The following is a 23,219-nucleotide window of genomic DNA, read 5'->3' as shown; positions in this document are numbered from 1 at the left end:
AGTTCATCCCTGGGTCTTCTGGATAGCTTCGCGAAGCACCTGGCGGTCGTCGAAGGGACGGACCACCCCGGCGATGTCCTGGCCCTGCTCGTGGCCCTTGCCCGCGACCAGCACGGTGTCGCCCGGTCCGGCACGGCCCACGGCGGCGGCGATGGCGGCGGCCCGGTCCTCGAAGAGGAGCACCTCGCCACGCTCGTGCGCGGGCACGGAGGCCGCGCCCTGGAGCATGGTCGCGAGGATCGCGAGGGGGTCTTCCGAGCGGGGGTTGTCGGAGGTCAGTACGGCCGTGTCGGCGAGCCGGGCCGCCGCGGCGCCCATCGGGGCGCGCTTGGTCCGGTCGCGGTCGCCGCCGCAGCCGATGACGACGTGCAGGCGGCCCTTGGTGACCTTGCGCAGCGCCTTGAGCACCGACTCGACCGCGTCGGTCTTGTGCGCGTAGTCGACGACGGCGAGGTAGGCCTGCCCGGCGTCCACCCGTTCCAGGCGGCCGGGGACGCCCGGTACGGCGGCGATGCCGTCGGCGGCGGTCTGCGGGTCGAGGCCGGCCGCGGCGAGGGAGACGAGGGCGGCGAGGGTGTTCGCCACGTTGAAGGGGCCCGGCAGCGGCGACTTGGCGTGGACGCGCTCGCCGTTCGGGCCGACGACCGTGAACACCGAGTCCATGGGGCCGATCTGGACGTCCTCGGCGCGCCAGTCGGCGTCGGGGTGGCCCTCGGCGGAGAAGGTGACGACCGGGACGGCCGCCTCCCGCGCGAGCCGGCGGCCGTACTCGTCGTCGATGTTGATCACGCCGAGCTTGCTGCGTTCCGGCGTGAACAGGTCCGCCTTGGCCCGGAAGTAGTCCTCCATGTCGGAGTGGAACTCCATGTGTTCCGGGCTGAGGTTGGTGAAGACGGCGATGTCGAAGACGCAGCCGTCGACCCGGCCGAGGACCAGGGCGTGGCTGGAGACCTCCATGGCCACGGCCTCGACGCCCCCTTCGCGCATGACGGCGAACAGGGCCTGGAGGTCGGTGGCCTCGGGGGTGGTGCGCTCGGACTTGATGCGCTCGTCGCCGATGCGGATCTCGACGGTGCCGATGAGCCCGGAGGGGCGGGACGCGTCCAGGCCGCCCTCGACGAGATAGGCGGTGGTGGTCTTGCCGGAGGTGCCGGTGATGCCGATCTGGAGCAGGTCGCGGCCCGGGTGGTGATAGATCGTGGCCGCCAGCTCGCCCATCCGTCCGCGCGGGTCCTCGACGACCAGGACGGGCAGTCCGGTCGCGGCGGCGCGCTCGGCGCCCGTGGGGTCGGTGAGCACGGCGACGGCGCCCAGGCTCGCGGCCTGGGTGGCGAAGTCGGCGCCGTGCAGACGGGCGCCCGGGAGGGCTGCGTACAGGTCGCCGGGGCGGACGGCGCGCGAGTCGTGGGTGATCCCCGTGACCTCGGCGGCGCCCTCCGGTGCGGTGACACCCAGCTGGTCGGCGAGCTCCGCCAGGGGTGTGGCGGGGAGCAGCGTCGGCCTGGGCAGTCCCGGATATGTCACGGAAGCGCCCTTCTGGGGAGTTTGGGACTGATCAGCGTGTGGCACGGCGGTGAGCGTACCGGGCGCACCCGCTCCGGAGCGAAGTGAGGGGCTCGGGGCGCCCTGGTTCCCGGGGTTCGGGGTGATCGTTGTCACGAGTTCGTTCCTGAGTCTTTCCGGGGTCGTTCCGGGGTCGTTCCGGGGGGCTGATCAGGGCTTGTAGTCGACGGGCAGGTTCGCCGGCCTGGCGCCGGTCGGCGGGACCTGGAGGGTCTTCAGGGCGAACTCCATCACCTGCTTGTAGATGGGACCGCAGATCTGGCCGCCGAAGTAGTTGCCGGACGTCGCGTTCTGGATGGCGCAGTAGACGGTGATGCGAGGCTTGTCCGCGGGCGCGAATCCGGCGAAGGACGAGGTGTAGCCGTGGTAGCGGCCGGTGGCCGGATCCACGCGGTTGGCCGTGCCGGTCTTGCCCGCGACCCGGTAGCCGGGGATGCGGGCCTTGATGCCGGTGCCGTGTTCGTCGTCCACGACGGACTCCAGCATCTGGGCGAGGGTTCGGGCCGTCTTCTCGCTGACCACGCGGGTCTTCTTGGGCTGCGGCGCCGGTGTGAAGCGGCCGTCGGCGCCCTTGGTGCCGCGCACCAGGGTCGGCTCGATGCGGACGCCGCCGTTGGCGATCGTCGAGTACACCGAGGCGGCCTGCATGGCGTTGATGGAGAAGCCCTGGCCGAAAGGGATCGTGTACTGCTGCGACGTGGACCACTTCGCGGCGGGCGCGAGGATGCCCGGGGTCTCGCCGGGGAAGCCGAGCCCGGTGTAGCCGCCGATGCCGAACTTGCGCAGGTACGAGTAGAGGACCTTGTTGGCCTCGGGCTGGGTCTTGCCGAGCTGTCCGGCGGCGAGGATGGTGCCGATGTTGCTGGACCTGGCGAGCACGCCGTTGAGGGTGAGGTACCAGGTCCGGTGGTCCATGTCGTCCTGGAAGAGCCGGTCGCCGCGGTGCAGCCGGTTCGGTACGACGACATGGGTGAGCGCGGTGGCCGCGTTCTCCTCCAGCACGGCGGCCATCGACATCACCTTGGCGGTGGAGCCGGGCTCGTAGGCGTCCTGCAGGGCCGCGTTGCCCATGGCCTCGGAGCGGGCCTTCGTCAGGTCGTTCGGGTCGAAGCCGGGCGAGTTGGCCATGGCCAGGACCTGGCCGGTGCGGGTGTCCTGGACGATGACGTAGCCGCGGTCGGCCTTGGACTTCTTCACCTGCTGGGTGATCGCGTTCTGCGCGGCCCACTGGATGTCGCGGTCGATGGTCAGCTCGACGTCCGAGCCGGGCACGGCGGGCGTCTCGGTCGAGCCCACGGTGGGCACCTCACGGCCGCCGGACTGGGCGTAGCGGACCTTGCCGTCCTTGCCGGACAGCAGCTTGTCCAGCGACTGCTCGATGCCCCCGCCGCCCCGGCCCTCGGCGTTGACCCAGCCCAGTATCCCGGCGGCGAGGTTGCCGCCCGGGTACACGCGCTGGCTGCTGGGGTCGGCGAAGACGCCGGCGAGCACGTTGACCGAGTGGGGGTCGGTGTCGGCCTTCTTGGCGAGGGCGGCCTTCAGGTCCTTGATCTGCTTCCATACCTGGGGGGTCTGGCGGGAGGCGAGCTTGGCGTAGCGCGACTCCTTGTTCTTCGGCCTGAGCTTTCCGACGATCGTGGCCTGGTCCTGACCGAGGATCGGCGCGAGCAGCGCGGCGGCCTGTTCGGGTCCGTCGCCGATCTTCAGCTGCTTGGTGCCGAACATCATGGGGTCGGCCGTGATGTCGTACGCGTCCTCGCTGACGGCGAGGGCCACGCCGTTGCGGTCGGTGATGCCGCCGCGGGCGGCGGTGAGGGTGTGCACGACGTACCGGTTCTGTTCGGCCTTCGCGGTGTACGTGCTCGCGTCCACCGCCTGGACCTGGAGCAGCCGGACGACGAAGGCGACCAGGACCAGGGTGAGCGCGAGGCTGACCATGCGCAGCCGGGGCCGGGGGCTGCCGAGCCGGAGGACGGGCGGGGCCGGGGGCCGGGTCCCGGCCGGACGGCGGACGGGACGGGCACCGGGGCCGGGCTGCCGGCGCACGGGTCCCCGGGGCCGGGCGGGGCCGCCCCGGTCCGAGCGGAGCCGGGAGCTCGGGGACGGCTGGGCGGGCCCTGGCACGCGGCGGCGCGGCGGTTCCCTGTCGGACACTTCCGTCACCTGCCGGGGGTCGGGGTGGGGGCGGGCTGAAGGGTGGACGCCGGGGGCGCCGCCGGGGCGGCGGCCGGCGCCGAGGAGGTGGAAGCGGGGGTGGCGGGGGCGGCGGTGTCGGGCGCTCCGGCGGGCGGGGCCGACGGGACGGTCGGGGCGGGCGGGACGGTCGAGTGGACCGGGGCGGGGCCGGCGCCCGGAGTCATGGCCTCGGGGGCGAGCGGCTCGGTGAGGGCGGCGGTCCGGGGGGCGGCGCTCGGTACGCCCTTGACGGTGCCGCCGGGACCGAGGAAGGCCGGGTCACCGCCGGGGACCATGCCGAGTTCGCGGGCGCGCCGCTGGAGGGCGTCGGGGGACGAGTAGGCGTCGATGTCCCGCTGGAGCGCCTGTTCCTCGTCGGTGAGGCTCTTCGTGCGCTTCTGCAGGTCGTCGAGCTGGAACGAGCCTTCGCTGAGCGCGGAGTTCAGCACCAGCAGCCCGATGAGGCCGCCGCCGAGGAGCAGGACCACGAGGAACACGAACGGGGTGCGGGCCGCCCGGGCACGGCCGGCCGGGAAGAGCCGGGCGAGCTGAGCGGCCCTCCCCCTCAGTTCGGGTTTCCTACTCACTGGCCCTCCGGCGGGTCTCGGTGGCCCTCCGGAAGGTGTCCCGGCTCCCGAGGAGGGTCCGGAATCCCAACCGACCCCGTTCGCTCACTCGGCGTCCTCCCTGATCCGCTCGGCACCGCGCAGCCTGGCCGGGGCGGCCCGGCGGTTCTCGGCGATCTCCTCCTCGGTGGGAAGTTCGGCACCGCGCGTGAGCAGCTTGAGCCGGGGCTGGTAGCGCTCGGGCACGACGGGCAGCCCGGGCGGGGCGGTGTTCGCGGCGCCGGCCGCGAAGACCTGCTTCACCAGCCGGTCCTCCAGCGAGTGGTACGACAGCACAGCGATGCGGCCGCCGACGTCGAGGGCCTTCACGGCCGCCGGAATGGCCCGCTCCAGGACGGACAGCTCGCCGTTGACCTCGATGCGCAGCGCCTGGAAGGTGCGCTTGGCCGGGTTGCCGCCGGTGCGCTTGGCGGCCTGCGGCAGGGCGTCCCGGATCAGCTCGACGAGCCGCGCGCTGGTGGTGAACGGCTCCTTCTCCCGCTCGCGGACGATGGCGGCGACGATCCGCTTGGCCTGCTTCTCCTCGCCGTACGCGCGCAGGATCCGCACCAGCTCGCCCGGCGGGTAGGTGTTGAGGACCTCGGCGGCGCTGATACCGGTCGTCTGGTCCATGCGCATGTCGAGCGGGGCGTCCTGGGCGTAGGCGAAGCCCCGGTCGGCCTCGTCCAACTGCATGGAGGAGACGCCGAGGTCGAACAGGACGCCCTGCACGCGCGGGATGCGCAGCCGGTCCAGTACGTCGGGCAGCTCGTCGTAGACGGCGTGCACGAGGGTGGCGCGCTCACCGAAGGGGGCGAGCCGTTCGCCGGAGAGCTTGAGGGCCTCCGTGTCCCGGTCGAGGCCGATCAGCCGCGCCTCGGGGAACCGGGTCAGCAGTGCCTCGCTGTGGCCGCCGAGGCCGAGGGTGCAGTCGACGACCACCGCTCCCGGGCGCCGCAGCGCGGGTGCCAGCAGATCCAGGCACCGCTGGAGCATCACCGGGACGTGTCGACTCTCGGTCAAGGGGGCCTCTCAGGTCCGGCGCGGGCGTACGCACCGCCGGGTCCCCGCCCGCTCGGTGAAGGGGAAGGCCTGCCGGCGCCGGAAGCGACAGCCGACCGGGAGCGGGAGGAGGCCGAGCCGTACGTACGCGCCGCGCACGCGGGGAGACGGTCCGGGCGGGTGCCGGGGTCTCCGGGGGGTTTCACCAGCGAGGAGAGCCAGGCCTCCCGCTTCGCGTCACTTTAGTCCACCCTGTCTCGCGGTCAATCAACCGGCCTGCGCGTCGCGTACCGCATCCCGGCCAGGGCCGCAATTCGACGGGATTCACCCGTCCGGCCCGGGTTTGCCCTCCGTGTGGGTTAGCTCACAACAAGCCACGATGACGTTCTTTGTCCGCTCTCACACGAGGCCAGTTCCGGCGGTGACCAGTACCGTCGTGGTTATGACGACTTCCGCAGCAGTACCCACTGGGCCCGAAGGCGCCATACCCCGCACCGACACGGTGACGGACCGCCTGGTGGAGGCCAACGGACGCTACGCCACCTCCTTCACCGATCCCGGCATGGACGCCCGCCCCGTTCTGCACGTGGCCGTGGTGGCGTGCATGGACGCCCGCCTCGACCTGCACGCCGCGCTGGGCCTGGACCTGGGCGACTGTCACACCATCCGCAACGCGGGCGGAGTCGTCACCGACGACGTGATCCGCTCCCTCACCATCAGCCAGCGGGCGCTGGGCACCCGCAGCGTCGTCCTCATCCACCACACCGGCTGCGGCCTGGAGACCCTCACCGAGGACTTCCGGCACGAGCTGGAGATGGAGGTCGGCCAGCGTCCGGCGTGGGCGGTGGAGTCCTTCCGGGACGTCGACCAGGACGTACGGCAGTCCATGCAGCGGGTGCGCACCTCGCCGTTCCTGCCGCACACCGACGACGTACGGGGCTTCGTCTTCGACGTCCACACCGGTCTGCTGCGCGAGATCGACCCGGCCTGAGCCCCGCCCCGCCCCGCCCCGGAAGAACTCCGCCGCACGGTATCGAAAGCGCGGTCGAAATGGCCGTAAGACCGACATCCTGAGGGCAGTTGTCCACAGGCGAGTGACACGAATCGGTAACGGCAGCAAGAATGCGGGGTGTGTGGCGTCGCGCGGAACTGTTTCCGCGCGGTGCCCGTGTTTCGGGGTGGGCCGGTTTCGCGTCAGTGCGTCGGCCCGGGCAATAACGGGCCGAGGAGGGCCGGGTGACGACCTATGACGATCGATCGAGCCTCGCTGATCTGACCGACACTGTGGAGCGCGTCCGCAGTTCGGTGGAGGGCGTGATCGAGGGCAAGCCCGAGGTCGTACGGCTTTCGCTGACCGTACTGCTCGCCGAGGGACATCTGTTGATCGAGGATGTCCCCGGCGTGGGCAAGACGATGCTCGCGAAGGCGCTGGCGCGGTCCATCGACTGCTCGGTGCGGCGCATCCAGTTCACGCCCGACCTGCTGCCCTCGGACATCACCGGGGTGTCCATCTGGGACCAGCAGCGCCGGGACTTCGAGTTCAAGCCGGGCGCCATCTTCGCGCAGATCGTGATCGGCGACGAGATCAACCGCGCCTCCCCCAAGACCCAGTCCGCGCTGCTGGAGTCCATGGAGGAACGGCAGGTCACCATCGACGGGAAGACCTACGAACTGCCGAGCCCCTTCATGGTGGTGGCCACGCAGAACCCGGTCGAGATGGAGGGCACATACCCACTGCCCGAGGCCCAGCGCGACCGCTTCATGGCCCGCGTCTCCGTCGGCTACCCGAGCATCGAGGCCGAGCTGCAGATGCTGGACGTGCACGGCGGGGTCTCACCGCTGGAGGACCTGCAGCCGGTGGCGCACGCGCACGAGATCGTGAAGCTGATCGAGGCGGTGCGCGGGGTGCACGTCTCCGAGCCGGTGCGCCGCTACGCGGTCGAGCTGGTCGCGGCCACCCGCACCCACCCCGACCTCAGACTCGGCGCCTCCCCGCGCGCGACGCTGCACCTGCTGCGCGCGGCCAAGGCGGCCGCCGCCCTGAGCGGCCGGGAGTACGCGCTGCCGGACGACGTCCAGGCGCTCGCCGTCGCCGTCCTCGCCCACCGGCTGCTGCCCACCGCCCAGGCCCAGCTCAACCGCCGCACCGCCGAGCAGGTCGTGCTGGAGATCCTGCAGCGCACCCCGGTGCCCGCGGCCCCGCAGCAGCAGAACGGCCTCGGCGGGCTCGGCCGGGGCGTGCCGGCCTATCCCCAGCAGCCCCCGCGGAGTCTGTGATGAGCGCCGGGGGGACGGGGCAGCCGGAGGCCGACCGCGGAGAGGCGGGCGGCGTCCGTACCGCCCTGGCGGGGCTCACCACCCGCGGCCGTTCCTTCCTGGCCGCCGGGATCGCCGCCGCCGTCTGCGCCTATGTGCTGGGCCAGAGCGACCTGCTGCGGGTCGGCCTGCTGCTCGCCGTGCTGCCCCTGCTCTGCGCGGCCGTGCTCTACCGCACCCGCTACCAGGTGGCCGGCAGCCGCCGGCTCTCCCCCGCGCGCGTGCCCGCCACCACCGAGGCCCGGGTGCACCTGCGGATGGACAACGTCTCCCGGCTGCCCACCGGTCTGCTGATGCTCCAGGACCGGGTGCCCTACGTCCTCGGCCCCCGGCCCCGCTTCGTGCTGGACCGGGTCGAGCCGGGCGGCCGCCGCGAGGTGTCCTACCGGGTCCGCTCGGACCTGCGCGGCCGCTATCCGCTCGGCCCGCTCCAGCTGCGGCTGAGCGACCCGTTCGGGATGTGCGAACTGACCCGGTCCTTCTCGACGTACGACACCCTCACGGTCATCCCGCGCGTCCAGCCGCTGGCCCCGGTCCGCTTCAGCGGCGAGGCCAGGGGGTACGGCGACGGGCGGCAGCGCTCGCTCGCGCTGGCCGGCGAGGACGACGTGATCCCGCGCGGCTACCGCTACGGCGACGACCTGCGCCGGGTGCACTGGCGGTCCACGGCCCGCTACGGCGAACTGATGGTGCGCCGCGAGGAACAGCCCCGGCGCTCGCGCTGCACCGTGCTGCTGGACACCCGGGGCATCGCCTACGAGGGCGCGGGCCCCGACTCGGCCTTCGAGTGGGCGGTCTCGGGCACCGCCTCGGTCCTGGTGCACATGCTCGAACGCGGCTTCTCGGTACGGCTGCTGACGGACAGTGGCAGCTCGGTGCCCGGCGAGGGCTTCGAGGGGTTCGCGGGCGCCGGCCAGGAGACCGCGGAGGCGGCCGGGCTGATGATGGACACCCTCGCGGTGATCGACCACTCCGACGGCACGGGCCTGTCCCGGGCCTACGACGCGCTGCGCGGCGGGAACGAGGGGCTGCTGATCGCCTTCCTGGGCGATCTCGACGAGGAGCAGGCGACGATGGCGGCCAAGATGTGCCGGCGCGGCGGCGGCGCGGTCGCCTTCGTGCTGGACCCCGACACCTGGGTGCGGGACACCACGGACGTACCGCGGGCGGGCGACCGGCACGAGGAGCGGCTGCGCATGCTGCGCGAGGCCGGCTGGACGGCGCTGAGCGTGCCGCGCGGCGCCTCGCTGGACGAACTGTGGCGGCAGGCGGACCGGGAGCGTTCGGGCCTGGCCGCGCTGAGCGGGGAGACGCCACGATGAACGGGGAGGCCCTGCGATGAGCGGGCGGGCACGACTGGCGCTGTGCGCCGCAGCGGCCACGCTGATGGCCTCGTGCGCCCTGCTGCCCCTGGTCGACCAGCCCACCTGGCTGATCCTGACCATGCTGCTGGTGACCGTCCAGACGGGCGTGGGCGCGGCGGCCCGGCGGGTGCCGCTGGCGCGGCCGCTGACCGTGGCGGCCCAGGTCCTGGTCACGCTGATGCTGCTGACCCTGGTCTTCGCCCGGGAGCAGGCCGTCGTCGGGCTGATCCCCGGCCCGGACGCGGTGCGGCACATCGCCGACCTGCTCCAGCAGGGCTCGGACGACGTCAACCGGTACGCGATACCGGCGCCCCTCACCGACGGCATCAAGCTGATGCTGATCGGCGGTGTCCTGGTCATCCATCTGCTGGTGGACACCCTCGCGGTGACCTTCCGCGGCGCGGCCCCGGCCGGACTGCCGCTGCTGGCGCTGTACTCGGTGGCCGCCGGGCTGTCCGACGGCGCCGCCGACTGGCTGTGGTTCCTGGTGGCGGCGGCCGGCTATCTGATGCTGCTGCTCGCCGAGGGCCGGGACCGGCTGGCGCAGTGGGGCAGGGTCTTCGGCGGCGCGCCCCGCACCCCGGGCGACCGGGAGGGCGGCGCGGTGGCCCCGGTGCGCACCGGACGCCGGATCGGCGCGGTCGCCCTCGGCGTCGCCCTGGTGGTGCCGCTCGCCCTGCCCGCGATGCAGGGCGGCCTGCTGGGCCCGGCCGGAACGGGCGTCGGCACGGGCAACGGCGGCGGAGGGACGATCTCCGCGGTCAACCCCCTGGTGTCGCTGCGCGACAGTCTGAACGTGGACACCGACCGGCAGGTGCTGTCCCTGAGGACCAGCACGACCGACCTGTCGGACATGTACGTGCGGATCGTCTCCCTGGACGACTTCGACGGCACCACCTGGAAGCCGTCCCAGCGGCACATCATCGGCGTGCCGGACGCCTTCCCGACGCCCATGGGCCTCGGCGCGGACGTCCGGCGCACCACGATCCGCACGACGATCACGGCGGCCGACTGGTACGCGCAGGACTGGCTGCCGATGCCCTACCCGCCGAGCGGCGTGAAGGTCGGCGGCAACTGGCGGTACGAGCCCGTCGGCATGACCCTCGTGGGCGACCACGGCCAGAACACGCGCGGCGAGCGCTACGAGGTGACCAGCCTGGACGTGCAGCCGAGCGCGCAGCAGCTGGCTTCCGCTCCGGAGCCGCCGGCCGCCCTGAAGCGCGAGTACACCAAGGTGCCGTCCAGGCTGCCGAAGGTGGTGGCCCGCACCGCCAGGGAGATCACCGAGGGCGCGACGAGCCACTACGACGAGGCGGTCAAGCTCCAGGACTGGTTCGCTGTCAACGGCGGCTTCCAGTACGACACCCAGGTCGAGGTCGGCCGCGGCCCGGACGCCATCGCGAAGTTCCTGGAGAAGAAGCAGGGCTTCTGCGTCCACTTCTCCTTCGCGATGGCCGCGATGGCCCGCACGCTGGGCATCCCGGCCCGGGTCGCGGTGGGCTTCGCGCCCGGCACCCCGCAGGCGGACGGTTCGGTGTCGGTGAGCCTCAGGGACGCCCACGCCTGGCCCGAGCTGTACTTCGAGGGCGTGGGCTGGACCCGCTTCGAGCCGACGCCGACCCGGGGCACCGTGCCGTCGTACACCCAGCCGGACACGCCCAGCAGCTCGCTGCCGGAGCAGGCGCTGCCGTCCCACGGATCGAGCACGGCGCCGTCGGCGGCGGCCTCGCCGAGCGACGACTGCACGGGCCGGATGCGCCGGATCGACGCGTGCGGCGACCCGTCCGCGGCGCCCGCGGCGCACAGCGGTGGCGGCGGCACGCCGGGCGGGCCGTGGGCACCGCTGATCGGGCTCGGGGTGCTGCTCGTGCTCGCGATCCCGCTGTCGCCGATGCTGTGGCGGGCCCGGGTACGGGCCGCGCGGCTGGGCGGGCACGCCCGGACCGAGGAGGGCGCGGCGGCGCACACGCTGGCGGCCTGGCAGGAGCTGACCGACAGCGCCTGGGACGTGGGCATCCTGCCGGACGAGTCGCAGACCCCACGCAAGGCGGCGGCACGGATCGTCCGCCTCGGTCATCTCGACCCGGCGGCCGGTGCCGCGGTGCACCGGGTGGCGGAGGCGCTGGAGCAGGCGCTGTACGCGCCCCGGCCGCGCCCGGTGGCGGGACTGGCGGACGACGTGCGCCGGGTGATCGCCGCGCTGAACGGCACGGTGGGCCGGCGGACCCGGCTGCGGGCGCTGCTCGCCCCGCGCTCCGCGGTACGGGTGCTGTGGGCGGCGTCGGCCCGGTGGGCGAACCTCAAGGCCCGTGCGACGGCGGCCCGGCCGACGCTGCGCAGGCCGTCGGGTCAGCGGGGCTGAGGAGAAGCAGCAAGAGAGAGCTGAGGGGTGACCACCGGCCGGTGGTCACCCCTCAGTACGTCTGCTGCTGTTTCAGCGGCCGTGTTCGTCGCGGCGGCGCTGCCAGCGCTGCTCGATCCGGTCCATCATCGAACGCTTCTGCCGCACCTGACGGCGCGGGACACCCGGGGGCTGCTCGCCCGGCTTGGGGGCCTTTCGCCAGCCCGTGACGGCGAGTACGGCACAGCCGAGCATGACGAGGAAGCCCACCACGCTGATCCAGATCTGCTGTGCGACCATTCCGGCCATGAGGAGCGCGATACCTACGAGGAAGCCCGCAGCCGCCTGGTAGACCCGCCGCCGGGTGTACGTCCGCAGCCCGTTTCCCTCAAGCGCTGACGCGAACTTCGGATCTTCGGCGTACAGCGCTCGCTCCATCTGCTCGAGCATGCGCTGCTCGTGCTCCGAGAGCGGCACGGAGTCCTCCTCATCGTGCAGTCGCCGGGGCGACCCGGGGGGTCCCTTCAGGATAGGCAGGGAATCGCCCCCGTGAAACCCGCCCCTCTACGCCAATTGGCCAACCGGAGTCCGTCATGGCCGGCCCGGCTCGCTGAGGCTTCCATTCCCCGGCGGCCGACCCGTCATGCCGGGCGGTGTACCTCGATCATACGGCGCAAACCGCTCGATCGGGGGGCTTGTGGCGTACTCCATCTGCCGCCAAGCCCCTGATCAGCGGCGGGTCTCGGGAGGCTGCTCAGGCCTCCGTGGCCCCCTGCGTCTCGCCGAGCACGTGGATCTGGGTGGCGACGGAGTGGAACGCCGGCAGCTCTGCCGCGGCGGCCTCCAGCTTCAGCAGGGCGTCGAGGGCACCGGGCTCGGTGTCCACCAGAACGCCGGGCACGAGGTCGGCGAAGACCCGCACGCCGTGGACGGCGCCGGCCTTGAGGCCCGCGCCCTCGACCAGCGCGGTGAGCTGCTCGGCGGTGAAGCGGTGCGGAACCGGGTCGCCGGCACCCCAGCGGCCGTCGGGGTCCTCCAGGGCCTGCTTGGCCTCCTTGAAGTGGCCGGCGAGGGCCCGGGCGAGCACCGCGCCGCCGAGTCCGGCCGCGAGCAGGCTGAGCACACCCTCGGACCGCAGCGCGGCGACCGCGTTGCGCACGCCCTCGGCCGGGTCGTCGACGTACTCCAGGACGCCGTGGCACAGCACCACGTCGTAGCCGCCGCGCTCGACGACGTCGAAGAGGCCGTGGGCGTCGCCCTGGACACCCTTGACCCGGTCGGCGACGTCGGCCTCGGCCGCCCGGCGCTCCAGCGCGAACAGCGCGTTCGGGCTGGGGTCGACGACGGTGACGCGGTGGCCGAGGCGGGCGACGGGCACGGCGAAGTTGCCGCTGCCGCCCCCGGTGTCGAGCACGTCCAGCGACTCCCGCCCCGTCGCCTTGACGCGGCGGTCGAGCGCGTCCTGGAGGACCTCCCAGACCACGGCGGTACGGAGGGAAGAACGGGGGCGCATCGGGTCCGACACGGCAGTTGACTCCTCGGCGCGGCACCGCCTGTTGCCCGGCGGCGCGAACGGGGTGCCTCCCCGGCCCGGAACCGGGAGGTGGGGAGGCTGCAGGCGTCTCCACCCTATTGCCTCCGCCGCCGTACCCGGCACCGCGGCGAGGTGCTGCCGAGTGCGTCTCGTACGGCGGACGGGGAGGCGGGAAGGGGACGGCGGGAGACGGGAAGGGGAGGCCGGGGAGCGGGACGGGTCAGCCCGCGTCCGGGAGTTCGTCGCGGGCTCGCGGACGGTCCGGCCCGACGGGATCGGCGGTGTCCTGGCGGGGCTGGGGCAGGACGGGCTGGAGCACCAGCATCCGCTCGACGATGCGGATGAACATCGCGACGTCGCGTATCAGGTCGTCGGCGTCCCGCTGCCCGGCCGCACCCTGGATGCCCGCCTCGGCACGGGCCCGGCGGGCGGCGCCGGAGGCGAACAGGGCGCTCCATTCGGTCAGCTCGGGCGCGATCTCGGGGAGCACCTCCCAGGCGCTGCGGATGCGGGCCCGGCGGCGGGGCGAGGGCTCGGGGCGGCCCCGCGCGGCGAGCACGGCGGCGGCGGTGCGCAGGGCGGCGAGGTGGGCCGTCGCGTAGCGCTCGTTGGGCGTTTCCAGGCCGGCGGCCTCGTCGAGTCCGGCGCGGGCCTGGGCGAGCAGGTCGAGTACGGCGGGCGGGGCCGTGGCCCGGCGGAGCACGGGGTGCACGTCGCTCGCCGGGCCGGTCAGTGAGGGGGCAGGGCCGGTGGCGCGGCGCCGGCGTGCGGCGGCTGCGGACGGGTTGGCCATGACGAACCTCCTGTCGTCTGGGTGACGGCACGAATGCCGTATGTGCCCATCGTGAGGTATGCCACTGACAATCCGTTCTGACCTGCTCTTTTGCCTCGATCGAAAGTTCGGGCATACTTTTGAACTGACCAGTCAGTTCAAAAAATGGGGGGGGGCGGGCACGTGCACGGCGCGGACCTGACGGCCGAGGGCCTCGGGCTCAAGGGGCCACGGGGGTGGGCCTTCAGCGGGATCGGCTTCGAGGCGAAGCCCGGCTCGTTGGTCGCGATCGAGGGACCGTCCGGCTCCGGCCGCACGTGTCTGCTGCTCGCGCTCACCGGACGGATGAAGCCCACGGCGGGAACGGCCGCCGTGGGCGGGTTCACGCTTCCCCGGCAGATGCCGGCCGTGCGCCGGGTCAGCGCCGTGGCCAACGTGCCCGGCGTCACCGACCTGGAGCCGGCCCTGACCGTCGGGGAGCACCTGCGCGAACGGGCCCTGCTGCAACGCCGGTTCGGCGACTCCCTGCGCGAGGCGCTGCGACCGCACGCGCACCGCGTGCACGAGGCCCGGCTGCGCGCCGACGCGGCCCTGGCCGCCGCCGGACTCGACCTGGAGACGCTCCCCAAGGGATCCCGCACGGCCGTGCGGGACCTGGACCGGCTGGAGGCGCTGCGTCTGTCCGTCGCCCTGGCCCTCGTCGGCCGGCCCCGGCTGCTCGCGGTCGACGACGCCGATCTGAAGCTCTCGGACGGCGAACGCGCCGAGGTCTGGGACCTGCTGCGGTCCCTCACGCGCGCGGGCACGACGGTGCTCGCCGTGTGCCGTACCGCCCCCGAGGACTGCGTCACCGTCCGCACCGGACCCGACGAACGGACCACCGACGAGGGCGACGGGATCGCCGACCGGCCCACCGACCCGACAGACGACCGGACCGCCGACCAGGCCGACCGGCCCACCGGCCAGCACCAAGAGAACGACCAGAGCGAACAGAACGACGACCAGGACCAACCCCAGAAGGAGGCGGAGGACGATGCGCTCGCCCCGGCTGGCCGCGCTTGAGCTGAAGCGGTTCGGGCGGGGCAGGCTGCCGCGCGCCGCCCTGGTCGCGCTGCTGGCGCTGCCCCTGCTCTACGGCGCCCTGTACCTGTGGTCCTTCTGGGACCCGTACGGCCGCCTGGACCGGATCCCGGTGGCCCTCGTGAACGAGGACAAGGGCGCCACGGCGGGCGGGAAGAAGGTCACCGCCGGCGACGACATCGTCGACGGGCTGCGCGACAGCCGCACCTTCGAGTGGCACGAGGTGAGCGACGCCGAGGCCCGCCGGGGCGTCGAGGACGGCACCTACTACCTGTCCCTGACGATGCCGGCCGACTTCAGCGCGCGCATCGCCTCCAGCTCGGGCGGCTCCCCACAGACCGGCGCGCTCCAGGTGCGCACGAACGACGCGAACAACTACATCGTCGGCCAGATCTCCCGGACGGTCTTCAACGAGGTCCGCTCGGCCGCGTCCACCAAGGCGTCCCGGACCTTCCTGGACCGGATCTTCGTCTCCTTCTCCTCCATCCACGACAAGACCGTCACGGCCGCCAAGGGGGCCGACCGCCTCAAGGGCGGCATCGGGAAGGCGGAGAAGGGCTCCAAGGACCTCGCCGAGGGACTGAAGGACGCCAAGAGCGGCAGCGGCAAGCTCTCCAAGGGCCTGACGAAGCTCCACACGGGCGCGGGCGACCTGGAGGACGGCTCACGGCAGGTCGCGGACGGCACGCAGGCGCTCGCCGACAACGTCAACGGCGTCTACGCGAAGGCCGGCCCGTTCCTGAAGGACAACGAGAAGACCATCGGGGACACCGCCCGCCTGGTCGCCGACTCGGCCAAGACGGTCCAGGACAACCTCGACGTCATGGTGAAGCTCGCGCCCGGCGCGGCCAGGACGGCCCACGCCTCCGCCACGGTCCTGACCGAGGTCTACAAGGCGCGCTGCGAGACCGCGGTGATCCCGGACCCGGTCTGCCCGGACCTGAAGCGGGCCAAGCAGGCGGCCGCCGACGTGGCCACGGTCGCCGACGACCTCAACACCCTGATCGCCGACCAGAACGGCGACCTGAAGACCCTGCGGGACAACCTCGGCACGCTCCAGAAGCAGGCCCGCGCCCTCGCCGCCCGCGCACCGCACCTCTACGAGGACGTGGACGACGCGGTCAAGAAGATCAACAAGCTGAACGGCGGCGCGGCCGAGGTGGCCGCGGGTGCCAAGAAGCTGCACGCCGGCATCGGCACCGCCGACTCCGGCGCGACCAGGCTGGACAAGGGCATCGGCACCGCCGAGTCCGGCGCCGGGACCCTGAACGGCGGCCTGTACAAGCTGGTCGGCGGTTCCGGGAAGCTGGCCGGCGGTCTGCACGACGGGGCGAAGAAGATCCCCGACTACGACAAGCAGGACCGCGACCGGCGCACCGGCGTCATGGCCGACCCGGTCCAGCTGGCCTCCCACGACCTGCACAAGGCGCCCAACTACGGCACCGGGTTCGCCCCTTACTTCATCCCGCTGTCCCTGTGGGTGGGCGCGATGGTCGCCTACATGCTGATCCCGCCGCTCAACCGGCGTGCCCTGGCGGCCGGTTCGTCCGCCTGGCGGATCGCGCTGGCCGGCTGGCTCCCGGTGGTCGCGGTGGGCGTGCTGCAGACGGTCGCCCTGATGTCCGTCCTGCACTGGGGCATCGGCCTGAACATGGCCCGCGCGGCGGGCACGATCGGCTTCCTGTTCCTGGTCACGGCGTGCTTCGCGGCGATCGTGCAGTGGCTGAACGCCCGCTTCGGCGCGGCCGGCCGGATCCTCGTCCTGGCGCTGCTGATGCTCCAGCTGACCTCGGCGGGCGGCACCTATCCCGTGCAGACCAGCCCGGGCTTCTTCAACGCGATCCACCCGTTCCTGCCGATGAGCCACATCGTGGACGCCCTGCGCCGGCTGATCACGGGCGGCGGGCTCGGACCCGTGTGGGGGGCCTGCGGCGTCCTGGCCGCGTACACCGCCCTCGCCCTCGCCCTCACCGCGCTCGCGGCCCGGCGCCGCCAGGTGTGGACGCTGGACCGGCTCCATCCCGAGCTGAGCCTGTGATGCCGGTTGTGATCCCCAAGGAGACCCCGCACGCGCGCGTACCTGTGAGAATCGGGTCCATGGAAAGCACCAGCGCCACGTCCGGCGGCAGCACCCGCCGCGAGGCCACCCGGCAGAAGCTCTACGAGGCGGCCGTCACCCTCATCGCCGAACAGGGCTTCTCCGCCACCACGGTGGACGAGATCGCGGAGCGGGCCGGGGTCGCGAAGGGCACGGTCTACTACAACTTCGCGAGCAAGTCGGTCCTCTTCGAGGAGTTGCTGCGGCACGGCGTGGGCCTGCTCACCGCGTCCCTGCGGGAGGCGGCCGAGCGGACCGCGGCCCAGGGCGGCAGCAAGGTGGACGCCCTGGACGCGATGGTCCGCGCGGGCCTGGTCTTCATCGACCGCTACCCCGCCTTCACCCAGCTGTACGTGGCCGAGCTGTGGCGCACCAACCGCGCCTGGCAGTCCACGCTGATGGTGGTCCGGCAGGAGGCCGTCGCCGTCGTGGAGGGGGTGCTGCGCGACGGCGTCGAGGCCGGCGAGTTCAGCGAGGAGATCGACATCCAGCTGACGGCGGCCGCGCTGGTCGGCATGGTGCTGGTGGCCGCCCTGGACTGGAAGTCGTTCCAGCCGGAGCGCTCCCTGGACGACGTCCACGCGGCCCTGTCCCGGCTGCTCCAGGGACGCGTGAGCGGCAAGGGCTGAACAGGGGCGGACAGCAGGGCACGAAGAAGGCGCCGGTCCGCTCGCACCGGCGCCTTCCCGCTCCCCCGTACTTCCTCCCGTACTCCCCGTACGGTTCCCCCGGTGGTCCCCCGTGGTGGTCCGCCCCGGGTCCCCCGCCTCGCTTCCGCCGACGGATCGGCGGAAGGAGCGGCCGGCGGGCGGGCGCCGTTCCGCCGCCCCGTGTCGGCGGTGCCGGGCCGCGCCCCCTTGCCGTGTCTCCACTCTCCCGTTCCCGCAGCTCCGGGCCCATCCGCGCGGGTACTCATCTCGCCGCCTAGGTACGGATACTCAGGCGCCCGCGCGCGTGCCCACGACGCGGGCCCGCCGCCTGGCTACGATCGCCTCCGTGTCCGTACTCCCCCTGGCCGGGGGTCTGGGGGTGTCCCCCAGAAGGCACAGCACCAGCGGCTGGGCCAGCGGCGTCAACGCCTACGCGGTGGTGCTGCTGCTCGGCCTCTTCGGCGCGACGGGGGTGAGTGACGACGTGCCGCAGACGTTGCAGCGCCCCGAGGTGCTGATCGCGGCGGGCGTGCTCTTCCTGTGCGAGGCGGTCGCCGACAAGATCCCGTACGTCGACTCGGTGTGGGACTCCGTGCACACGGTGGTCCGGCCGCTCGCGGGCGCCTGGGTCGGGGCACTGCTCGCCGGGCAGAGCGGGTCTCTGTCGGACGTGGCGGCCGGGCTGATCGGCGGTTCGACGGCACTGGCCAGCCATACCGTCAAGGCCGGTACGCGGATGGCGGTCAACACCTCGCCGGAGCCGTTCAGCAACTTCGTGCTGAGCACCGCCGAGGATCTCGGGGTGGCCGGGATCGTCTCGTTCGCGATGTTCCACCCGGAGGCGGCGGCGGTCATCGCGGCCGTGCTGCTGGTCTCCGGGCTGGTGGTGCTGCTGTTCCTGGTCTCCCGCATCCGGCGCTTTCTGCGGCGGCGGGCACAGCGCCGGGAGGAGCGGCGGCTGGCCTCGCGGCTGTCCGGACCACCGGGCTGACCGCCCGCCGACCGGATTGTCGGTGCCGGTCGATAAAGTCGCAGGCATGGCACGGATTGCGGTGATCGGCGCCGGGATGGGCGCGATGGCGGCCGCTGCCCGGCTGGCCGTCGCGGGCCACCGGGTGGCGGTGTACGAGCGTACGGAGACGTACGGCGGTGCGGTGCGCCGCTTCGAGCGGGACGGGTTCGCCTTCGACACCGGCCCGGGGCTGCTGCCGCTGCCCGCCGTCTACCGCGATCTGTTCATCAAGACCGGCAAGGAGTCCCTGGAGGACACGGTCGAGCTGGTCCAGGTCGACCCGGCCGCCCGGCACGTCTTCGCGGACGGCACCGAGGTGTCGCTGCCGAACGCCTCGCGCGCGGGTGTCGTCGCCGCCCTGGACGAGGCCCTGGGCGCGGGGGCGGGGCAGCGCTGGGGCGACGTCCTGGTGCGGGCCCGCGAGGCCTGGGACCGCACCCGCCGTCCCCTGCTGGAAGAGCCTCTGTGGCCGAACTGGCAGGTGCTGGCGGAGCGGGAGCCGTATCCGGCCGTCCCGCACAAGCGGCTGCTGCGCACGCGCCGGGCGAGCACGCTGTCCGAGGTCGGCCACTGGGAGCTGCATGACGAGCGGCTGACGGCCCTGCTGCAGAGCCACGCGCTCGCCTACGGCCTCGATCCCCGCACCGCCCCGGCGAGCGCGGCCGTGCTGCCGTACATGGAGCACGCCTTCGGCACCTGGTACGTGCGCGGTGGCATGCGGGAGCTGGCGCGGGCGGTGTACGAGCGGTGCCTGAAGCGGAAGGTCGAGTTCGTCTTCGGCGCCGAGGTCACCCGGATCGTGGAGAAGGACGGCCGGGCGGCGGGGGTGGAACTGGCGGACGGCACGGTGGCCGAGGCGGACCATGTCGTGGCGGACGTGGACCCGGCGCGGCTACGCGATCTGACGGAGCATCCGCTGGACGCGGACGGTGACGTCCGGGCCGACCAGCTGTCGCCGGTGGCCGGGCGGTTCACCCTACTGCTCGCCCTGCGCGGCGGACGCGAGGCCGGGGCCGCGCACCGCACGGTCGTCCACGCGCCGGACGCCGAGCGCGAGCTGGACCTCCTGGTCGCCCCGGGCGGCGACCTGCCCGTGTGCCCCACGGTGACCGTGCTGCGCCCCGACGACCCCGCGCTGCGGCCGGACGACGCGCACGAGTCGGTCGTGGTGTCCGCCGCGGTCTCGACAGAGGCCGGCTGGGAGGACGAGGCCACCATCCGCCGCTACACGGACCTCCTCCTCGAAGCCGCCGGGCGCGCCCTGCCCGGCCTGCGCGAGCGCCTGTTGTGGCACGAGGTGCGCACCCCGGGGCACACCGCGGGCGAGACGGGCACCCTTTCCGGGGCCGTGCCCGCTCCCGCGCTCGCCGCGGGCGGGGGCCGCTTCCTGCATCCGGCCAACAGCACGCGGCTGCCCGGGCTGTACCGGGTGGGCGGCTGGTCGCACCCCGGCGGCGGCCTCCCGCACGCCGGCATGTCGGGTGCGCTGGCGGCCGGGCTGATCGTGGAGGGGCCGGACTTCCGGGGCTCGCAGTGAGCGGTACCGGACGCGGACCTCAGTAGCGGTACTGCTCGTCGTACCCGTGGCCCGGCTGTGCCTGGCCCTGGTACGGGTACGGCTGCTCCTGCGGGAGTTCGCCGCCGTAGGTCTCGTCGGTGCGCTGCTGCGGGACCCAGACCCCGCCGGCCGGGGTCTCGCCGTAGCCGCCGGTGCCGTAGGCGTCCTGCCCGTAGCCCTGCTGCGCGTACTGCTGCTGGGCGTAGCCGGTGTCGTACGAGGTGCCGCCGTAGGACTGGGTGCCGATGTACGGGTCGGAGTAGTTGGCGTAGCCCTGCTGGCCGCTGGTGTCGTAGCCGTAGCCCTGCTGGGCGTAGCCCGAGTAGTCGTAGGCGTAGGCCTGGTCGGCGCCCTGGGGCTGTGCGGCGCCCGCGTGGGCCGGCTGGTCGCCGTAGACGCCGTAGGAGCCGGTGTCCTCGGGCAGGGGCTGGGGCTCGTAGACGGAGGTGGTCTCGGCGGCGGACGGCTCGGAGCCCCTCGCCGGGGTGAAGACGTCGTCGCGGTCGTAGTCGTCGTCGCCGTAGGCGAGCCGCGCCTCGCGGTCGTAGTCGGCGTCCCGCTCGTCGCCCTCGGCTTCCTCCAGGTCGGAGACCTCCAAGGTCGGGTCCTGGCGGCCCGCCCTGGCGCGGCGACGCTTGCTGCCGCCGCCGGTCTCGTCGTCGGGGCGCTTGACCGCCCAGCCGGCCGCGAAGCCGCGGCGGAAGGACAGCGTGACGTAGGTCTGACCGATCGCGAAGGCGATCGCGCCCACCCCGATGACGATCACGGAGGGCATCAGCACGCCCAGCACGACGCCCAGGAAGCCGACGAACGCCAGCAGCCGCCAGCGCAGCCGCGCCTTGTACTGCAGCAGCACCTCGCCGAGCAACCACAGTGCGACGACGCCGAACGCGATGTAGAGGACCGTCCAGCCCATGTACGCCCCTCTCCCAGTGACAGCTACGCAGTGTGTCGTATCACGGTGCGGCCGGTCTAGGCCTGCGGAGGGTGGTGCAGGCCAAGGTTCTCGTAGATTTCCAGGGTCGCCGTGGAGTTGTTGAGCGTGATGAAGTGCAGTCCGGGCACTCCCTCGGCCAGCAGCCGTGCGCAGAACTCCGTGGCGAACTCGATGCCAATGGAGCGTACCGCCGCCGGGTCGTCCTTCGCTGTGAGGATCCGCTCTTTCAGGGCGGGCGGGAAAAGCGCATTGCTGAGTTTGGGAAGTCTTTCCAGCATCTTCACGCTGGTGACGGGCAGCACCTCGGGGATGACGGGGGTCTCGCAGCCCGCGGCCACCACCCGGTCGCGCAGCCGCAGATACGACTCCGGCTGGAAGAACATCTGCGTGATGGCGTAGTCGGCGCCCGCGCGGCACTTGTCCACGAAGTGGGAGACGTCGGTGTCCCAGTCGCTGGAGCGCGGGTGCATCTCGGGGAAGGCGGCGACGCCGACGCAGAAGTCGCCCGACTCCTTGATGAGCCGGACCAGTTCGGCCGCGTAGGTCAGGCCCCGGGGGTGCGGCACCCAGTCGCCCATCGGGTCGCCGGGCGGGTCGCCGCGCACGGCGAGCATGTTGCGGATGCCCGCGTCCGCATACTGGCCGATGATGTTCCGCAGTTCGGCGATGGAGTGGTCGACCGCGGTCAGGTGGGCGACGGGGGTGAGCGTGGTGTCGGCGACGATCTGCTCGGTCTCCTTGACCGTGCCCGCGCGGGTGGAGCCGCCGGCGCCGTAGGTCACGGAGACGAAGTCGGGGGCGACCGCCTCGACCCGCCGGAGCGCGCTCCACAGGTTCCGCTCGCCCTTGGGGGTCTTCGGCGCGGAGAACTCGAACGAGTACGTCCTCTTGCCGGTGGCGAGGATGTCCCGCACGGTGCGTGCGCGATCAGTCCTGGTGGATGCGGTTCCGAGGGCCATACCGGCAGGTTAGCCAGGGGTGAGCGGTCCCCCAACCGGACATCGGCAATTTGACCGAATTGTCGGGCTCCTGTCCACCCCTTGGACAAAAACCTGGACACTCGGCCCCGGAAGCAGCTCTCAGGCCTGCCGCAGCCGCTTCGCGAACTCCGCCGCCGCGGCGCCCGGGTCGTCGGCCTCGGTGATCGCGCGGACCACGACGACCCTGCGGGCGCCCGCGTCCAGCACCTGGTCGAGGTTGTCCAGGTCGATGCCGCCGATGGCGAACCAGGGCCGGTCGGTACCCAGGGCGGCGGTGTACCGGACCAGGTCGAGGCCGGGGGCGTGGCGGCCCGGCTTGGTCGGCGTCGGCCAGCAGGGGCCGCTGCAGAAGTAGTCCACGCCCTCCTGGACGGCGGCCGCGGCGGCCTCGGACTCGGCGTGCGTGGAGCGGCCGATCAGGACGTCCTCGCCGAGGATCGCGCGGGCCGCGGGCACCGGGAGGTCGCCCTGGCCGAGGTGCAGCACGTCGGCGCGGGCCGCGTGGGCGACGTCGGCCCGGTCGTTGACCGCGAGCAGCTTGCCGTGCCGGGCGCAGGCGTCCGCGAAGACCTTCAGGTGCTCCAGCTCCTCGGCGGCCTCCATGCCCTTGTCGCGCAGCTGCACGATGTCGACACCGCCGGCCAGGACCGCGTCCAGGAACTCGGCGAGGTCGCCCTGCCGCCGGCGGGCGTCCGTGCAGAGGTAGAGCCGGGCGTCGGCGAGAGCGGAGCGGGCGGTGTCGGACATGCGTGGGTCCCCCCGTGGTCGGTGTCCGTGGGCGTGCGAGCGGGTGGCGTACGGGCCGGGCCGGGCCGCGGCCGGTACGCCCCCCGAGGTGCGTGGGTTCAGACAGCGAGCGCCTGGGCCCGGCGCTTCACCTCCGTACCCCGATTCTCGCTCAGGGCCTGCGCGGGGGTGCCGGGCAGGGTCGGGTCGGGGGTGAAGAGCCACTCGATCATCTCTTCGTCCGTGAAGCCGTCGTCCCGCAGGAGCGTCAGGGTCCCGGTCAGGCCCTTGACCACCTTGTCCCCGTCGATGAAGGCGGCGGGGACGTGCAGCGCCCGGTTCTCACCTCGGCGTACGGCGATGAGCTGGCCCTCCTTGACCAGCTGCCGCACGCGCGTCACCTCGACGCCGAGTTGTTCGGCGATGTCGGGGAGGGTGAGCCAGGCGGGCACGAGAGCATCGATCTTTGCGTCAATCTCGGTCACGCACATAAGCCTGCCATCCAC

The 23,219-nt window shown here is 72.9% G+C and carries 20 protein-coding genes; 9 read left to right on the top strand and 11 right to left on the bottom strand.

All coding sequences use genetic code 11. The features are described from left to right. Positions 1-3 precede the first annotated feature (3 nt). The 4 genes from ABZ865_RS04060 to rsmH form a co-directional block, all read right to left on the bottom strand. On the bottom strand, positions 4-1,659 hold the full coding sequence (locus ABZ865_RS04060; protein ID WP_361223379.1) for a UDP-N-acetylmuramoyl-L-alanyl-D-glutamate--2,6-diaminopimelate ligase: 1,656 nt from the start codon (positions 1,657-1,659) through the stop codon (positions 4-6). Between the two features lie 54 nt (positions 1,660-1,713). Next, positions 1,714-3,717: a penicillin-binding transpeptidase domain-containing protein gene (locus ABZ865_RS04055; protein ID WP_361223376.1), complete on the bottom strand. Its 2,004-nt coding sequence runs from the start codon at positions 3,715-3,717 to the stop codon at positions 1,714-1,716. A gap of 5 nt (positions 3,718-3,722) precedes the next feature. Next, positions 3,723-4,325, bottom strand: coding sequence for a septum formation initiator family protein (locus ABZ865_RS04050; protein ID WP_361223373.1), 603 nt, complete (start codon positions 4,323-4,325; stop codon positions 3,723-3,725). Between the two features lie 84 nt (positions 4,326-4,409). Continuing rightward, a complete protein-coding gene (gene rsmH, locus ABZ865_RS04045) occupies positions 4,410-5,366 on the bottom strand; it encodes a 16S rRNA (cytosine(1402)-N(4))-methyltransferase RsmH (protein ID WP_361223370.1) in 957 nt (318 codons plus the stop codon). Positions 5,367-5,724: 358 nt separating this feature from the next. Here rsmH and ABZ865_RS04040 point away from each other — a divergent pair, with 358 nt between their 5' ends. The 4 genes from ABZ865_RS04040 (at position 5,725) to ABZ865_RS04025 (ending at position 11,387) form a co-directional block, all read left to right on the top strand. Continuing rightward, positions 5,725-6,336: a carbonic anhydrase gene (locus ABZ865_RS04040; RefSeq protein WP_361223367.1), complete on the top strand. Its 612-nt coding sequence runs from the start codon at positions 5,725-5,727 to the stop codon at positions 6,334-6,336. Between the two features lie 245 nt (positions 6,337-6,581). Next, positions 6,582-7,622 (top strand): MoxR family ATPase, encoded by a 1,041-nt coding sequence (locus ABZ865_RS04035; protein WP_361223364.1) that lies wholly within the window; start codon positions 6,582-6,584, stop codon positions 7,620-7,622. After that, positions 7,622-8,983, top strand: coding sequence for a DUF58 domain-containing protein (locus ABZ865_RS04030; protein ID WP_361223361.1), 1,362 nt, complete (start codon positions 7,622-7,624; stop codon positions 8,981-8,983). Before ABZ865_RS04035 ends, ABZ865_RS04030 begins: the two co-directional genes overlap by 1 nt. A gap of 16 nt (positions 8,984-8,999) precedes the next feature. Further along, positions 9,000-11,387, top strand: coding sequence for a DUF3488 and transglutaminase-like domain-containing protein (locus tag ABZ865_RS04025; RefSeq protein ID WP_361223359.1), 2,388 nt, complete (start codon positions 9,000-9,002; stop codon positions 11,385-11,387). 72 nt (positions 11,388-11,459) lie between these two features. Here the strand turns inward: ABZ865_RS04025 and ABZ865_RS04020 are convergent, their stop codons facing one another. From ABZ865_RS04020 to ABZ865_RS04010, 3 genes are all read right to left on the bottom strand, one after another. Further along, entirely contained in the window at positions 11,460-11,843 is a 384-nt protein-coding gene (locus ABZ865_RS04020) for a DUF3040 domain-containing protein (protein WP_361223356.1), read from the bottom strand. Positions 11,844-12,120: 277 nt separating this feature from the next. Further along, positions 12,121-12,891 (bottom strand): methyltransferase, encoded by a 771-nt coding sequence (locus ABZ865_RS04015; protein WP_361223353.1) that lies wholly within the window; start codon positions 12,889-12,891, stop codon positions 12,121-12,123. 229 nt (positions 12,892-13,120) lie between these two features. Continuing rightward, positions 13,121-13,693, bottom strand: coding sequence for an SAV_6107 family HEPN domain-containing protein (locus tag ABZ865_RS04010; RefSeq protein ID WP_361223351.1), 573 nt, complete (start codon positions 13,691-13,693; stop codon positions 13,121-13,123). 162 nt (positions 13,694-13,855) lie between these two features. Between ABZ865_RS04010 and ABZ865_RS04005 the strand changes: the two genes are divergently transcribed. The 5 genes from ABZ865_RS04005 (at position 13,856) to ABZ865_RS03985 (ending at position 20,049) form a co-directional block, all read left to right on the top strand. Beyond that, positions 13,856-14,734 carry an ATP-binding cassette domain-containing protein gene (locus ABZ865_RS04005; RefSeq protein ID WP_361223348.1) on the top strand — a complete coding sequence of 293 codons (879 nt, stop codon included), beginning with the start codon at positions 13,856-13,858 and terminating at the stop codon, positions 14,732-14,734. Beyond that, positions 14,706-16,790 (top strand): YhgE/Pip domain-containing protein, encoded by a 2,085-nt coding sequence (locus tag ABZ865_RS04000; protein WP_361223345.1) that lies wholly within the window; start codon positions 14,706-14,708, stop codon positions 16,788-16,790. Before ABZ865_RS04005 ends, ABZ865_RS04000 begins: the two co-directional genes overlap by 29 nt. Positions 16,791-16,849: 59 nt before the next feature. Then, positions 16,850-17,479 carry a TetR/AcrR family transcriptional regulator gene (locus ABZ865_RS03995; protein WP_361223343.1) on the top strand — a complete coding sequence of 210 codons (630 nt, stop codon included), beginning with the start codon at positions 16,850-16,852 and terminating at the stop codon, positions 17,477-17,479. Positions 17,480-17,846: 367 nt separating this feature from the next. Beyond that, the gene (locus tag ABZ865_RS03990; protein ID WP_361223340.1) at positions 17,847-18,491 is read left to right on the top strand and encodes a DUF4126 domain-containing protein; all 645 of its coding nucleotides are present in this window, start codon (positions 17,847-17,849) and stop codon (positions 18,489-18,491) included. A gap of 46 nt (positions 18,492-18,537) precedes the next feature. After that, positions 18,538-20,049, top strand: a complete 1,512-nt coding sequence (locus ABZ865_RS03985) for an NAD(P)/FAD-dependent oxidoreductase (protein ID WP_361223337.1) — start codon at positions 18,538-18,540, stop codon at positions 20,047-20,049. A 19-nt stretch (positions 20,050-20,068) separates the two neighbouring features. On the opposite strand, the gene ABZ865_RS03980 is transcribed toward ABZ865_RS03985, so the two are convergent. The 4 genes from ABZ865_RS03980 to ABZ865_RS03965 form a co-directional block, all read right to left on the bottom strand. Then, positions 20,069-20,986 carry a hypothetical protein gene (locus ABZ865_RS03980; protein WP_361223334.1) on the bottom strand — a complete coding sequence of 306 codons (918 nt, stop codon included), beginning with the start codon at positions 20,984-20,986 and terminating at the stop codon, positions 20,069-20,071. A gap of 56 nt (positions 20,987-21,042) precedes the next feature. Next, complete coding sequence (metF, locus tag ABZ865_RS03975; protein WP_361223331.1) at positions 21,043-21,966, bottom strand: methylenetetrahydrofolate reductase [NAD(P)H]; 924 nt, start codon at positions 21,964-21,966, stop codon at positions 21,043-21,045. 120 nt (positions 21,967-22,086) lie between these two features. Beyond that, entirely contained in the window at positions 22,087-22,734 is a 648-nt protein-coding gene (gene thiE / locus ABZ865_RS03970; RefSeq protein ID WP_361223328.1) for a thiamine phosphate synthase, read from the bottom strand. Between the two features lie 98 nt (positions 22,735-22,832). Beyond that, complete coding sequence (locus tag ABZ865_RS03965; protein WP_073892950.1) at positions 22,833-23,198, bottom strand: Rv2175c family DNA-binding protein; 366 nt, start codon at positions 23,196-23,198, stop codon at positions 22,833-22,835. Positions 23,199-23,219 lie beyond the last annotated feature (21 nt).

Origin of the sequence: Streptomyces sp. NPDC047085 (assembly GCF_040643735.1) — a bacterium.
Classification (GTDB): domain Bacteria; phylum Actinomycetota; class Actinomycetes; order Streptomycetales; family Streptomycetaceae; genus Streptomyces.
The sequence above is the reverse complement of the archived record's forward strand: the minus strand, read 5'-3'. Positions and strand labels throughout refer to the sequence as shown.

Coding starts and splice junctions, on each gene's coding strand:
- ABZ865_RS04040 (WP_361223367.1), top strand. CDS start 5,725: ATGACGTTCTTTGTCCGCTCTCACACGAGGCCAGTTCCGGCGGTGACC.
- ABZ865_RS04030 (WP_361223361.1), top strand. CDS start 7,622: ATGAGCGCCGGGGGGACGGGGCAGCCGGAGGCCGACCGCGGAGAGGCG.
- ABZ865_RS04010 (WP_361223351.1), bottom strand. CDS start 13,693: ATGGCCAACCCGTCCGCAGCCGCCGCACGCCGGCGCCGCGCCACCGGC.
- thiE (WP_361223328.1), bottom strand. CDS start 22,734: ATGTCCGACACCGCCCGCTCCGCTCTCGCCGACGCCCGGCTCTACCTC.
- ABZ865_RS03980 (WP_361223334.1), bottom strand. CDS start 20,986: ATGGGCTGGACGGTCCTCTACATCGCGTTCGGCGTCGTCGCACTGTGG.
- ABZ865_RS03985 (WP_361223337.1), top strand. CDS start 18,538: ATGGCACGGATTGCGGTGATCGGCGCCGGGATGGGCGCGATGGCGGCC.
- metF (WP_361223331.1), bottom strand. CDS start 21,966: ATGGCCCTCGGAACCGCATCCACCAGGACTGATCGCGCACGCACCGTG.
- ABZ865_RS04000 (WP_361223345.1), top strand. CDS start 14,706: ATGCGCTCGCCCCGGCTGGCCGCGCTTGAGCTGAAGCGGTTCGGGCGG.
- ABZ865_RS04025 (WP_361223359.1), top strand. CDS start 9,000: ATGAGCGGGCGGGCACGACTGGCGCTGTGCGCCGCAGCGGCCACGCTG.
- ABZ865_RS03995 (WP_361223343.1), top strand. CDS start 16,850: ATGGAAAGCACCAGCGCCACGTCCGGCGGCAGCACCCGCCGCGAGGCC.